General features: G+C 69.6%; 12 protein-coding genes. 8 read left to right on the top strand and 4 right to left on the bottom strand.

Annotated elements, in window-relative coordinates:
* Nucleotides 1-8: 8 nt before the first annotated feature.
* From ACVBEQ_RS05780 to der, 8 genes are all read left to right on the top strand, one after another.
* Nucleotides 9-689 carry a response regulator gene (locus ACVBEQ_RS05780; RefSeq protein ID WP_447152455.1) on the top strand — a complete coding sequence of 227 codons (681 nt, stop codon included), beginning with the start codon at nucleotides 9-11 and terminating at the stop codon, nucleotides 687-689.
* 457 nt (nucleotides 690-1,146) lie between these two features.
* A complete protein-coding gene (locus tag ACVBEQ_RS05775; RefSeq protein WP_447152498.1) occupies nucleotides 1,147-1,953 on the top strand; it encodes a ParA family protein in 807 nt (268 codons plus the stop codon).
* Nucleotides 1,950-2,912 (top strand): segregation and condensation protein A, encoded by a 963-nt coding sequence (locus tag ACVBEQ_RS05770; protein WP_447152454.1) that lies wholly within the window; start codon nucleotides 1,950-1,952, stop codon nucleotides 2,910-2,912. Before ACVBEQ_RS05775 ends, ACVBEQ_RS05770 begins: the two co-directional genes overlap by 4 nt.
* Nucleotides 2,909-3,646, top strand: coding sequence for an SMC-Scp complex subunit ScpB (scpB, locus tag ACVBEQ_RS05765; protein WP_447152453.1), 738 nt, complete (start codon nucleotides 2,909-2,911; stop codon nucleotides 3,644-3,646). The genes ACVBEQ_RS05770 and scpB overlap by 4 nt, the downstream gene beginning before the upstream one ends.
* Complete coding sequence (locus ACVBEQ_RS05760) at nucleotides 3,639-4,514, top strand: pseudouridine synthase (RefSeq protein ID WP_447152452.1); 876 nt, start codon at nucleotides 3,639-3,641, stop codon at nucleotides 4,512-4,514. The genes scpB and ACVBEQ_RS05760 overlap by 8 nt, the downstream gene beginning before the upstream one ends.
* 59 nt (nucleotides 4,515-4,573) lie before the next feature.
* The gene (gene cmk / locus ACVBEQ_RS05755) at nucleotides 4,574-5,278 is read left to right on the top strand and encodes a (d)CMP kinase (protein WP_447152497.1); all 705 of its coding nucleotides are present in this window, start codon (nucleotides 4,574-4,576) and stop codon (nucleotides 5,276-5,278) included.
* Complete coding sequence (locus ACVBEQ_RS05750) at nucleotides 5,275-5,970, top strand: lysophospholipid acyltransferase family protein (protein ID WP_447152451.1); 696 nt, start codon at nucleotides 5,275-5,277, stop codon at nucleotides 5,968-5,970. The genes cmk and ACVBEQ_RS05750 overlap by 4 nt, the downstream gene beginning before the upstream one ends.
* 26 nt (nucleotides 5,971-5,996) lie before the next feature.
* Nucleotides 5,997-7,445, top strand: a complete 1,449-nt coding sequence (der, locus tag ACVBEQ_RS05745) for a ribosome biogenesis GTPase Der (RefSeq protein ID WP_447152496.1) — start codon at nucleotides 5,997-5,999, stop codon at nucleotides 7,443-7,445.
* A gap of 28 nt (nucleotides 7,446-7,473) precedes the next feature.
* Here the strand turns inward: der and ACVBEQ_RS05740 are convergent, their stop codons facing one another.
* The 4 genes from ACVBEQ_RS05740 to eat form a co-directional block, all read right to left on the bottom strand.
* Nucleotides 7,474-9,171, bottom strand: coding sequence for a PHA/PHB synthase family protein (locus tag ACVBEQ_RS05740; RefSeq protein WP_447152450.1), 1,698 nt, complete (start codon nucleotides 9,169-9,171; stop codon nucleotides 7,474-7,476).
* A gap of 442 nt (nucleotides 9,172-9,613) precedes the next feature.
* Nucleotides 9,614-10,450 (bottom strand): ethanolamine ammonia-lyase subunit EutC, encoded by an 837-nt coding sequence (gene eutC, locus ACVBEQ_RS05735; RefSeq protein WP_447152449.1) that lies wholly within the window; start codon nucleotides 10,448-10,450, stop codon nucleotides 9,614-9,616.
* Nucleotides 10,447-11,913, bottom strand: a complete 1,467-nt coding sequence (locus tag ACVBEQ_RS05730; protein WP_447152448.1) for an ethanolamine ammonia-lyase subunit EutB — start codon at nucleotides 11,911-11,913, stop codon at nucleotides 10,447-10,449. Before ACVBEQ_RS05730 ends, eutC begins: the two co-directional genes overlap by 4 nt.
* Entirely contained in the window at nucleotides 11,910-13,346 is a 1,437-nt protein-coding gene (gene eat / locus ACVBEQ_RS05725; protein ID WP_447152447.1) for an ethanolamine permease, read from the bottom strand. The genes ACVBEQ_RS05730 and eat overlap by 4 nt, the downstream gene beginning before the upstream one ends.
* Nucleotides 13,347-13,473: the final 127 nt, after the last annotated feature.

The raw sequence follows: 13,473 nt of genomic DNA, 5'->3' as shown, positions 1-13,473 counted from the left end.
GGGTCCTCATGACGGGCGCACCGCTTCGCGTGGTGGTCGTCGACGATCAGAGCCTGGTCCGTGCGGGCATCAGCGCCCTGCTCGGGCGCGCCGACGACATCGAGGTGGTCGGCGAGGCGGACGACGGCGGGTCGGGTATCCGGGAGGTCGTCCGGTGCCGGCCCGACGTGGTGTTGATGGACCTGCGGATGCCGGGGATGAACGGCGTCGCCGCGACCGAACGGATCGTCGCGGACCCCCGGCTGACCGATGTGGCCGTGGTGGTGCTGACCACCTTCGACGCCGACGAGGACGTCTTCGCCGCGATCCGGGCCGGCGCCCGCGGGTTCCTGCTCAAGGACACCGACGCCGAGGACCTGCGCCGGGCGGTGCGGATCGTCGCCGGCGGCGGCTCGCTGCTCTCGCCGACGGTGACCGAGCGCGTCATGCGGGCGGCAGCGGTCGGATCCCCGGCACCCGGCCGCACCGACCTGCTCGGGCCGCTCACCCAACGGGAACGCGAGGTGCTGGCCGAAGTCGGTGCGGGCCGGTCGAACGACGAGATAGCGGGCCGGCTGCACATGAGCGCTGCCACCGCCCGCACCCACGTCAGCCGGGTGATGACGAAGCTGGGAGCACGGGACCGCGCCCAACTGGTGGTGATCGCCTATCGTTCCGGGCTGCTGACGCCCGGTGGGACCGATGGGTGATCCGGGTCTCCGGCGGGCGGGTCGCGTTGTCCGGGCGGCCTTTCTCCGCATAAGGTGGGCCGGGTCGTCGGGATGACGACGTTTTCCAGTAGGCGGGAGTTCGTGGTCGATGAGCGAACCGGATGACGCAGCGTGGATCGCAGCGGCCGGTGCACCCCGACCCGAGGAGGGCTCCGCCGAGCAGTACGGCGTGACCACCGGGACGGTCGAATCTCCGGTGCACGAGGTGGGCGACGGCCCTTCCCAGGAGCACGAAACCCCCGTTCCTCCGGCTGACGGCATTCCCGCGCCCGACGGACAGCCCGATGGACAGGGCGGGCTCTGGGTGGTTCCCGAGCAGTCCCCCAACGGTGCGGAGACCCCGGGCGGTGCAGCCGGAAACGGCGGCGAGCCGGCCGGCGTAGTGGCGTCGGCCGGTGCCGGTGTCGCAGGTTCGTCCTCGCCCGCCTTGCGTGCGATGCGCGGCCGGGATCCCGAGCCTGCGCCGCTGGCGACCCACGGCCCGGCCACCGTGCTGGCGATGTGCAACCAGAAGGGCGGGGTCGGGAAGACCACGTCCACCATCAACCTCGGAGCGGCCCTCGCGGAGTATGGCCGGCGCGTGCTGCTGGTCGATCTGGACCCGCAGGGTGCCCTGTCCGCCGGGCTCGGCATCGCCGCGCACGAACTCGAGCACACCATCTACAACCTGATGCTCTCGTCCGGGACGGCGATCACCGACGTGCTGATGCCGACCGGTATCGAGGGCGTCGACCTCATCCCGGCCAACATCGACCTGTCCGCCGGCGAGGTGCAACTGATCAACGAGGTCGGCCGCGAACACACCCTGGCGCGGGCACTTCGACCGGTGCTGCACGCGTACGACTACGTGCTGATCGACTGCCAGCCCTCGCTCGGCCTGCTCACCGTGAACGCGCTGGCCTGCGCCGACGGTGTGATCATCCCGCTTGCCGCCGAATGGTTCTCGCTGCGCGGGGTGGCGCTGCTGGTGGACACCATCTCAAAGGTGCAGGACCGGATCAACCCGGACCTGTCCGTCGAGGGCGTTCTCATCACCATGTACGACGGCCGCACCGTGCACGCCCGGGAGGTCGTCGGGATGCTGCATCAACGCTTCGGCGACACCGTCTTCGACACCGTCATCGGCCGCACGGTGAAGTTCCCCGAGACCACCGTCGCGGGTGAGCCGATCACCTCCTACGCGCCGACATCGCCTGCGGCGCAGGCATATCGGGCGCTCGCGCGGGAAGTGATCGCGCGATGACCGTGGCCCCGCCGCAGACCGGCGCGGGGTCGCTTCCGTCGTCGGCCGCCGCCGCACCGGCAGAGCCGGACACCGTACCGGGCGCCCTGCCGGTGTCCGACAAGGCGGCCGACCAGGTGCCCGATCAGCTGCCCGATCAGCTGCCCGACCCGGTGACCGGCCGGCGCCCGTTCCACGTGCGGCTGTCGAATTTCGACGGCCCGTTCGACCTCCTCCTGCAGCTGATCAACCAGCGGCGGATGGACGTCACCGAGGTCGCACTGCACCAGGTCACCGACGACTTCATCGGGCACATCCGGGCGATGGGCACGAACTGGGATCTCGACCAGGTCACCGAATTCCTGGTCATCGCGGCCACCCTGCTCGACCTGAAGGCCGCCCGGTTGCTGCCCGACGCGACGGAGGACACCGGGCTGGACGACGACGCGCTGGGAGCACGCGATCTGCTCTTCGCCCGATTGCTGGCATACCGCGCCTACCAACAGGTGTCGGCGCTGTTCGCCGAACTGGAAGCCGGTGCGCTGCGGCGTTATCCGCGGGCGGTGTCGCTCGAGGCCCGGTATCTCGGGCTGCTGCCGGAGATCCGCATCGGGCTCACTCCCGAGCAGTTCGCCGCGCTGGCCGCGTCTGTGTTCCGGCCGAAGCCGCCGCCCACGGTGAACCTCGACCACATCCACGCCCCGCGGGTGTCCGTCGCCGAACACACGGCGGTGTTGCGGCAGATCCTGCTGGACCGGGGGACGGCCACCTTCAGCGAGCTCGTCGCCGGCTGCGAGGCAACCCTCGAGGTGGTCGCCCGCTTCCTCGGCCTGCTCAATCTCTACCGGGAGTCGGCCGTGGCCTTCGACCAGCCCGAGCCGCTGGGCACGCTGACGGTCCGCTGGACGCTGGCGCCCGCCGAGGCGGCCGTTGCCGACCTCGCCGCGACCGGTCCGGGCGCCGACGAGGAGTACGAGTGAACGCCGACCCACGGTTGCTGGGCGAGGACCTGGACCGGCCCGCCGACGCTGTATCGGATTCGCTTGCGGAGCCGACCGTCGGAGCGGCAGCGGAGCCGAGCCTGGTGCCGGCCGACGAGTCGACTGCGGAATCGACTGCGCAATCGGTGATGGAATCGGCAGCGGAAACGACCGTGGAGCCGACCGTCGAGACGGTTCCCGACCACGACCTGGCCGGAGCACTCGAGGCAGTGCTTCTCGTCGTCGAGGCCCCCGTCACCGAGACCGCCCTGGGAACGGCCGTCGGGCATCCCCCGGCCACCGTCCGGGCCGTGCTGCTCGACCTCGCCGCGCGCTACACCGCCGCCAACTCCGGCATCGAACTCCGCGAGCTCGGCGGCGGCTGGCGTTTCTACACCCGCGACAGGTTCGCCCCTGTCGTCGAACGCTTCGTCCTGGACGGCGCCCAGAGCAGGCTGTCGAGGGCGGCGTTGGAGACCCTCGCGGTCATCGCCTACCGCCAGCCGGTCACCCGGGCTCGGGTCGCCGGAGTTCGCGGCGTCAACGTCGACGGCGTGGTCCGCACGCTGATGTCCCGCGGGCTCATCGAAGACGTCGGCGCCGATGCCGACACCGGCGGGATGCTGTACCGCACCACTGATCTCTTCCTGGAAAGGCTTGGTTTGTCAGACCTGTCGGAATTGCCATCGCTCGGCCCGCTGCTGCCGGACATCGACGGGATCGATGATGTCTGACCCGAAGAAGCCCGCGAGCAGGAGCACCCGGAACGCGGGCCGACCGGCCGCCACCGGACGATCCGAAACGGTCCGGCCTCGACCTCCCAAGTCGGCAGACGTCGACGCTGCATCGATCGACCCGGCCGATGAGCTGGACGGCCCCGACGGCGTCCGCCTGCAGAAGGTGCTCGCCTCGGCGGGCGTCGCCTCACGGCGGAAGGCCGAGGAGCTGATCAAAGCCGGCAGGGTCAAGGTCGACGGGATCGTCGTCAAGGAAATGGGCACCCGGATCGACCCGGACGAGGCCGTCGTGCACGTCGACGGCAACCGGGTGGTGCTCCGCGCGGATCAGGTCTACCTGGCCCTGAACAAGATGCCGGGCATGCTCTCCACCATGTCCGACGAGCTCGGCCGGCCGAACATCGGGCAGTTGCTCGAGGACCGTCCGGAGCGGCTGTTCCACGTCGGCCGGCTCGACATGGACTCCGAGGGTCTGCTGCTGTTGACCAACGACGGGGACCTCGCGCACCGGTTGACCCATCCGTCCTACGGCGTCGCGAAGACCTACATGGCGGAGATCCCCGGCCCGGTGCCGCGCGATCTGGGTCGCAAGCTGCGGGCCGGCGTGGAACTGGACGACGGGCCCGCGAAGGTCGACTACTTCGACGTGGTGGACGTGCACAACGGCCGAGCCGTCGTCGAGATCGTCCTGCACGAGGGTCGCAAGCACATCGTCCGGCGTTTGCTGGACGCCGTCGATCACCCGGTGTCCCGGCTGGTCCGCACCAAGATCGGCGAGGTGCAGCTCGGTCATCAGCGGCCGGGCACGCTGCGCAAGCTCAACCCGGTCGAGATCGCGCAGCTCTACAAGGCGGTCGGGTTGTGAGCAGACCCGGTGCCGGCGGTGAGCGCCCCGGCAGGACCGGACCGGCAGCCAACCGGTTCGTGATCGCTATCGACGGCCCGGCGGGCACCGGCAAATCGACTGTCGCCCAGCGGGTCGCGCGGGCCCTGAACGCGGGCTATCTCGACACGGGCGCGATGTATCGGATCGTCACGCTGGCCGTTCTGGACGCCCGGATCGACCCGACAGACGATCCGGCCGTGGCAGAGTTGTTGCCGCAGTTGACGTTCGACTCCCCGATCACCCCCGGCCGGCAACAGCACTGGTTCGGCGGGCGGGACGTGTCCAGCGAGATCCGTGGCCAGTCGGTCACAGTCGCCGTCACCCCCGTCTCTGCCAACCCGGCTGTCCGGTCCTACCTGCTGGACCGCCAGCGAGAACTGGCGAATTCCGGGCGGATGGTCGTCGAGGGCAGGGACATCGGCACCGTCGTCGTTCCGGACGCCGGCCTGAAGATCTATCTGACCGCCGACGCGCAGGAACGTGCCCGCCGCCGCTACCACCAGAACGCAGGCGCCAGGGCCAGGGCCGGCGTTTCCGGCACCGCGAGTGAGACCGACCAGCATGAAACGGATCTCGCTGCCGTGGCGTTGGACCTGGACCGCCGCGACACCAAGGACAGCACCCGGGCGCACGCGCCGCTGCAGGCGGCGCCGGACGCCGTGGTGATCGACTCGTCGCAGATGGCGGTCGAGGAGACCGTCGCGCAGGTCCTCGGCCTGGCCGCCGAACGGGGCATCAGGTGAGGTGGTTCCACCTCGGCGGTGCCGACGATCCGACACCGGAGGCGAGCGGCCCGAAGGGGATGGACCGCGGGCGGCGTATCGGCATCACGCTGGGCGTGCTGATGTACCGGATGCGGGTCGCCGGGATGAGCCGGGTCCCGGCCACCGGCCCGGTGGTCTTCGTGGCGAACCACCAGAACTTCATGGACGGCGCCCTGCTGTTCGGCGCGTTGCCCCGGCGGGTGTCCTTCCTGGTCAAGGCGGAGGCGGTGAAGGGCCCGCTCGGCTGGCTGCTGGTGAACGTCGGCCAGCACGCCGTCGTCCGCGGCGTCCCCGATCGGGAGCCGTTGCTCCGCGCACTGGCCCAGCTGCAGGCGGGCGGTGCGATCGGGATCTTCCCCGAGGGCACCCGCGGGGCGGGTAACGTCGAGTCGGTGTTCCCCGGCGCGGGGTGGCTCGCCGCACGCTCCGGAGCGACTGTGGTGCCCGTCGCGATCCGCGGGACCGACCGCCCCGCCGGCCGCAAACGCCGGCGGTTCCGGCCGGAGGTACATGTGCTGGTCGGCGAGGCGTTCGCGGTTCAGCAGGGTGGTGGCCGCAAGGCCGTCGCCGCCGCGACGGAAGACATCCGGACGCACCTGGCCGCCCTGGTGGCCACCCTAGACGCGGAGATCGTAACCGGTCCCGCGTCCCTACAGAGGACAACGACGTGAGTGAGACCTTTGATCCCGCAAGCAGTATCGACGCGGGTGGTGACCCGGGCGCGAGCTCGGGGGATACCGGTGTCGTCGGCACCTGGAGCGACGAGAGCGAGTTCGCCGGCTGGGAGGACACCGACTCCGACGGCGAACTGAGCGGCCCGACGGTTCCGACGCCGACGCTGGCCGTCGTCGGCCGGCCGAACGTCGGCAAGTCGACGCTGGTCAACCGGATCATCGGCCGCCGCGAGGCGGTCGTCCAGGACATCCCCGGGGTGACCCGTGACCGGGTCTCCTACGACGCGCTGTGGCGTGGCCGGAAGTTCACCGTCGTCGACACCGGCGGCTGGGAACCGGATGCCGACGGGCTGCAGGGCGCGGTCGCCGCGCAGGCGGAACGGGCGATGCTGACGACGGACGCGGTACTGGTGGTCGTCGACGGTTCGGTGGGCGCGACGGCGACCGAGGAGGCCATGGCCAAGGTGCTCCGCCGTTCCCGGCGGCCGGTCATCCTGGCCGTGAACAAGGTTGACGACGAGCGCACCGAGGCCGACGCGGCGTCCCTCTGGTCACTCGGGCTGGGCGAGCCGTTCAGCGTCTCGGCCCTGCACGGTCGCGGTTCGGGCGACCTGCTCGACGCCGTCCTCGATGCCCTCCCGGCAACACCGTCGGAGTTCGCCGCGACCGGAACCGGCCCGCGCCGGGTGGCGCTGCTCGGGAAGCCGAACGTCGGCAAGTCGTCCCTGCTGAACAAGCTCAGCGGCGAGTCTCGTTCGGTGGTCGACTCGGTCGCCGGCACCACCATCGACCCGGTCGACTCGCTGGTCGAACTGGACGGCCAGGTGTGGCGGTTCGTCGACACCGCCGGGCTCCGCCGGCGGGTGCACCAGGCCAAGGGCATGGAGTTCTACGCGTCGCTGCGCACCCAGACCGCTTTGGAGGCAGCCGAAGTCGCCATCGTGCTGATCGACTCGTCGGTACCGCTGACCGAGCAGGACCAGCGGGTGATCACGATGGTCATCGAGTCCGGCCGGGCCCTGGTGATCGCGATGAACAAGGCCGACCTGGTCGACGCCGACCGGCGCGAGGAGATCGAGCGCGAACTCTCGCACGACCTGGTCCGGATCACCTGGGCGGAGCGGATCAACATCTCCGCGCAGACCGGCCGTGGAGTGCACCGGCTGGCGCCTGCGATGGAGCGGGCGCTGAACAGCTGGGACCGGCGGATCCCCACCGGGCGGCTGAACTCCTGGCTGGGCGAGCTGATCCAGGCGACACCACCGCCGGTGCGCAGCGGCAAACAGCCGAAGGTGCTCTTCGCGACCCAGGCCGCCAACCGGCCGCCGACCTTCGTGCTGTTCACCAGCGGGTTCCTGGAGGCCGGTTACCGGCGGTTCATCGAGCGCCGGCTGCGTGAGGACTTCGACTTCACCGGCTCCCCGGTCCGGGTCAACGTGCGGGTCCGGGAAAAGCGCGGACGGAAGAACTGACCCGCCCGTCGGCCAGACTTCGGTCCGTTCAGGCCCGCTCGAGCACGTAACTGCCGGGTGCGTCCGCCAGCGCGGGATACGAGTTGCTGCCGAGCCGGGTCGGCGCGCGTGTGGTGCCGTCGGACCGCGCGATGATCCACTTCGCCCAGTGTTCCCACCAGCTCCCCTTGCGTTCCTCGGCGGCTGCTTTCCAGGCGTCCGGGTCCGCGCCCGGTTCCGGACCAACCCAGTACCGCGACTTCGGGTTGTTCGGTGGGCAGACCAGGGTCTGGATGTGGCCGGTGTTGGCGAGCACGAATGTGGCGTTACCGCCGACCAGTCCCGCGGACCGGAAACAGCCGCGCCAGGGGGTGAGGTGGTCCGTGGTGCCGCCGGTGATGTAGGTGTCGGCCGTGATCCTGGACAGGTCGACCGGGCTGCCGAGCACGGTCATGGCACCAGGCTTCGCGAAGGCGTTCGTACCGAACAGGTCCAGGAACTGACCGTGCACCGCACCGGGCAGGTTCGTCTTGTCGGCGTTCCAGGCCAGGATGTCGAAGGGGGCCGGCTTGTTGCCCATCAGGTAGTTGTTGACCCAGTAGTTCCAGACCAGGTCGTTGGGACGCATCCAGGTGAAGACAGACGCCATCGACTGACCGTCCATCACCCCCATGGTGCGAGAGCGCCAGGCGGCGAAGCGCAACAGCGGCTTCGAATTGAGCATCCCGATCTGGCCGTGCGTCGACCAGTCGAGCAACGTCACGCCGAAACTCGCGCTGCGCACGCGGGTATCGCCGATAGCCGCAAGGTGGTTGAGCACGGTGGCCGCCGTGATACCGCCCGCACACAGGCCGAAGACATGCACCTGGGGCGAGCCGGTGACGTCCTGCACCGCGTCAAGCGCGGCGATGATGGCCCGGCCGTAGGTATCCAGGTCCCAGTCCCCGTGTTCCTTGCCGGGGTTGCGCCAGGAGATCGCGAACACCTGTAGGCCCTGCTGGGTGGCGAACTCGATCAAAGAGCGGCCCGGCGCGAGGTCCATGAAGTAGTACTTGTTGATCTGCGGCGGCACGATGACGACCGGAGTCCGCTGCACGGTCGGAGTCTGCGCGCTGTATTGCAGGAGCTCGAGAACCTCATTGCGGTAGATCACGGCACCCTTGGTGACCGCGACGTCCTTGCCGACGACGAACTCCGACCTGTCGACCTGAGAAGGCAGACCGCCGTTGTGCGCGAGGTCGGACAGGTAATTCCTGGTGCCGGCGGCGAGGTTTGCGCCGCCGGTCTCGAAGGTGCGTTTGAGCGCGGCCGGGTTGCCCAGCAGCGTGTTGGTCGGCGCCAGAGCCGAAGTCACCGTCAGCGCGAGGAACCGGGCTCGTTCCCGCTGGTGCCAGTCGGTGAGGTCGACCTCCTCTGCCAGCCGGGTCAGCGCGTCGGACGTCGCGAGGTAGCTCTGCATCAACCGGTGGTACGCGGGGTTCCCGGTCCAGGTGGGGTCGCTGAACCGCCGGTCCCGGGGATTCGGCGCGATGTCGGAAACGCCGGCGGCGACCCTAGCCAGCTCGGTGGACAGCCCCGCCGCCGTCCTGGCGAGCAGTGCGATACGGCCGAGAGTTCCTGTCGCCGAGCCGATCACAGACCGCCCGGGGGCGGTGGTCCGGGCACGCACTCTGTCGTCCGCGGCGAGCGCTGGGTCGCCCACGGCGGGCACTGGGGGGAGCGAACGGGCGGTGGCACCGGTCGTCATCAACGTCACCTCATCGACAGGACCCGTCAACGGCGGCGGGATAAGGCTGCCAGACCGGATGCCCGTCACACCGAAGCGTTCAAGCGTCCGGAAAGTGGGTCACTGACATGACCTGGGTCTGACGATAGGCACCGGCCGCCGCGATGTATCGGGGCTTTAGGCCCGGACTGCCGGGTCTTCTTCACGGCAGGACATCGCTTCCCTGAGCAGAAAGCTTCCCCCTGACCGGCGTGACCGGTTCCGTCCGAGTTGGGTGGCGTTTGTCATGCCTTATTGCGCCGACAACGCGCTAAAACTCCGCTCAACTCGAACGAGAAGCGGCGCCTTCAGCTGCTGCGCTTGGCCAGCGCGCGGATCGCCGGGTCGGTGGGCAGGCCGCGGCGGTCGTTCAGGGTGCTGAGATCCGAGCGAGTTGAGGCTGAGATCCGAGCGAGCGAAATCGTCAATCCAGCGCGTCCCGGGCCGCGGCGTCACCCAAAGCCGCGGCGCGGGAGGTGTCCTTGAGGGCGACCCCCGATTTGCCCAGCGCGCGGGCGCCCTCGATCAAGCCCGCTGCCACCACCGCGGCCTGTTCGTAGCTCAGCCCGTCGGGCGGGTGGATGTTGGAGATGCAGTTGCGATCCGCGTCGGTCCGGCCCGGTCGTGGTTCGTGGGTCAGGTAGATCCCCAGGCTGTCCGCCACCGACAATCCGGGCCGCTCGCCGATCACCACCAGTACGGTGCGCACGCCCATCGCCTGCGCGATGTGGTCGCCGAGCGCGACCCGCGCCTGGGTGGCGATCACCGGCGGGGCGATCGAGTAGCGGCCGTCGAGTTGCCCGATCAACGCCGTCAGCAGCCCGACCCCGTGATCTGCCAGCGCCCTCGGCGAGAGGCCGTCCGCCAGCACGATTCCCAGATCCGCCTCGCCCGAGGCAACCGCGGACAGGTCCTCCGGTGCGCGGCCGAGGTCGGGCCGGCGCAGGTACTCGTCACGCGATGACGCCCGGCTGGTGACGACGACCGGGTCGCCGATGCCCACCGACGCCACCCGCTGTGCGAAGGCATCGGTGTCCAGTGGTTCGTGCACGGCGTCGCGGGCCGAGGCGTGCGCGGCGCTGAACTCGAGCACCCTGCGGGTGGGCAGCGAGTCCCCGGACCGTCCGAGCCCGATCCGGGATTGGGTGGTCAGCCGCAGCACGTCCCAGAAGTCGCCACTGGCGGTGCCTGCAGGCGCGGTGTCGGCCCGCGCGGTGCCTGCAGGCGCGGTGTCGGCCGGCGCGGCGTCCCGGGCGGTCAACGCGCACCCGCCAGCTGGTCCCCGTAACCCTGCGTCGGCTGCCCGTTCGTCAACTGCCCGTTCGTCAATTGCCGCAGGGGTGACGCCCCGGCGTCCATCGGCAGCACCCGGCCGGTGCTGTCGGCCATGCCCAGGTTCTGCATCCAGCGCTCGAACTCCGGCGCCGGTCGCAGCCCGAGAACCTGTCTGACGTAGAGCACGTCGTGGAACGACAGACTTTGGTAGCCCAGCATGATGTCGTCCGCGCCAGGGACGGCGATCACGAACGCCGCGCCGGCCGCGCCGAGAAGCGTGAGCAGCGAATCCATGTCGTCCTGGTCGGCCTCTGCGTGGTTGGTGTAGCAGACGTCGACGCCCATCGGCAGGCCGAGCAGCTTGCCGCAGAAGTGGTCCTCCAGACCGGCCCGGACGATCTGCTTGCCGTCGTAGAGGTACTCGGGCCCGATGAACCCGACGACGGTGTTGATCAGCAACGGCTCGAGGTCGCGGGCCACCGCGTAGGCGCGGGTCTCGAGGGTCTGCTGGTCCACCGGGCGACCGCCGGTGCCGATGTGCTCACCCGCGCTCAGTGCCGATCCCTGGCCGGTCTCCAGGTACATCACGTTGTTGCCGACGGTGCCCCGCTGCAGTTCGCGACCGGCGCTGTTCGCCTCCCGCAGCAACGAGATGTCGACCCCGAACGCCGAATTCGCGCCCTCGGTGCCGGCGATCGACTGGAACACCAGATCCACCGGAACCCCGGCCTCGATCAGTTCCAGCGTCGTCGTCACGTGCGCCAGCACGCAGGACTGGGTCGGAATGTCGAAGCGCTGCCGTATCTCGTCCAGCAGGTACAGCAGGTCAGCGGTGGCGGCGGGGGAGTCCGACGCGGGATTCACCCCGATGACGGCGTCCCCGCAGCCCAGCAGCAACCCGTCCAGGGTGGCGGCGGCGATGCCCTTCGGGCTGTCCGTCGGGTGGTTGGGCTGCAACCTTGTCGCGAGCCGCCCGGGCAGGCCGATGGTGGTACGGAACGCGGACGTGACGCTGGTGCCGCGGGCGACGGCGATCAGGTCCTGGTTCCGCATGATCTTGCTGACCGCGGCGACCATCTCCGGCGTCAGTCCCGGCGAGAGCGGCGACAGGGTCGCTGCCGGGTCGGGCAGCGCCACCACGTCCAGCAGCCAGTCCCGGAATCCGCCCACCGTCAGGTGCGAGACGGCACCGAACGCCGACCGGTCGTGGCTGTCGATGATCAGCCTGGTGACCTCGTCGGTCTCGTACGGCATCACCAGGTCCTGCAGGAACGTCGACAGCGGGACGTCCGCCAGCGCCCATTGCGCCGCAGCACGTTCCGCATCCGACCCGGCCGCGCAGCCGGCGAGTTCGTCGCCGGACCGGCGGGGCGTCGCCTTGGCCATCAGGTCGACGAGCCCGTCGAACTGGTAGGAGGTGCCGTGCAGGGACTGGGTGAACGAGGTCATTCGAGTTCTTCTTCCGCTGCGGCCAGGGCGGCGAACTCCTCGTCGGGAGAACTCGCGACGAGGTGATGACGGCTGTACAGGCCGAAGTACACCAGAAAGGCCGCGAACACGCCGAGGCACCACAGCGCGGCCGTGCTGTCCACCAGGAAGGTGGCGATCACCGCGAGGACCGCGATGACGAGCGCGAAACCGGTCGTGACGATCCCGCCCGGCGTGCGGTACGGCCGCGGCATGTCGGGCTCGCGGCGGCGCAGCACGATGTGGCTGACCATCATCAGCACGTAGCTCAGCGCGGCCCCGAACACGGCCATGTTCAGCAGCACCGCACCCTGACCGGTCAGCGACAGCGCGAAACCGATGATCCCCGGGACGATCAGGGCGAGCACCGGTGCCTTTCGGCGGTTCGTCACGGACAGGCTTTTGGGCAGGTAACCGGCCCGGGAGAGCGCGAACAGCTGCCGTGAGTAGGCGTAGATGATCGAGAAGAAGCTGGCGATCAGCCCGGCCAGGCCGATGTAGTTGACCACCTTCGCCGCGGCGCTGTCACCGAGGGCCTCGACGAGCGGATTGCCGGAGGACTGCATCTCCTGCGCGCCGCCGGCGCCGGTGGTCAGGAACAGCACCGCGATGGCCGTGACGAGCAGGATGCCCATCGCCGCGATGATGCCGCGCGGGACGTTCCGCTCGGGGTTCTTCGCCTCCTCGGCGGCGAGCGGAACACCTTCGATGGCCAGGAAGAACCAGATTGCGTACGGCACTGCGGCCCAGATCCCGATGTAACCCATCGGCAGGAACGCCGAGGCGCCGACGGCGTCACCGGGTTCGATGTTGGTGAGGTTTCCGATCTCGAATTCGCCGAGCGCCGCGACCGCGAAGACGACGAGCCCGACCAGGGCGATGCCGGTGATCACGAACATCACTTTCAGCGCCTCGCCGACACCGCTGAGGTGGATGCCGATGAAGACGGCGTATGCCGCCAGGTACACCCACCACCCGTCGGTGATGCCGAACAGGCCGAGCGACTCGACGTAGGCGCCGATGAACGTGGCGATCGCGGCGGGTGCGATCGCGTACTCGATGAGAATGGCGGTGCCGGTGGCGAACCCGCCCCATGGCCCGAGCGCTCGACGGGCGAAGGTGTAACCACCGCCCGCCGCGGGCAGCGCCGAGGACATCTCGGCCATTCCCAGCACGATGGCCAGATACATTCCGGCGATGAACACCGCGGCGATCAGCAGCCCGCCGAAGCCGCCCTGCTCCAAGCCGAAGTTCCAGCCGGAATAGTCCCCGGAAATGACGTAGCTGACGCCGAGGCCGGCCAGCAGAATCCAGCCGGCCGTGCCCTTCTTCAATGTCCGTTTCGCGAGGTAACTGTCCGATCCATCCGCGGCATCCGTTTGAGTGCTGGAGTTCTGGGGCTCGGTGACTGCCACGGTGCCTCTTCCCGAAGGGTCGTGAGAACGGATCGAACCCCGGGAACTGTAGGCAGCGGATGTTGTCGTCAGGTCATGCGCAGATGACCGGGGAATTGCGGACGCGCGGCGTCGTGCTGTGGTGGCG

The organism is Nakamurella sp. GG22 (genome assembly GCF_052976845.2).
The sequence above is the reverse complement of the archived record's forward strand: the minus strand, read 5'-3'. Positions and strand labels throughout refer to the sequence as shown.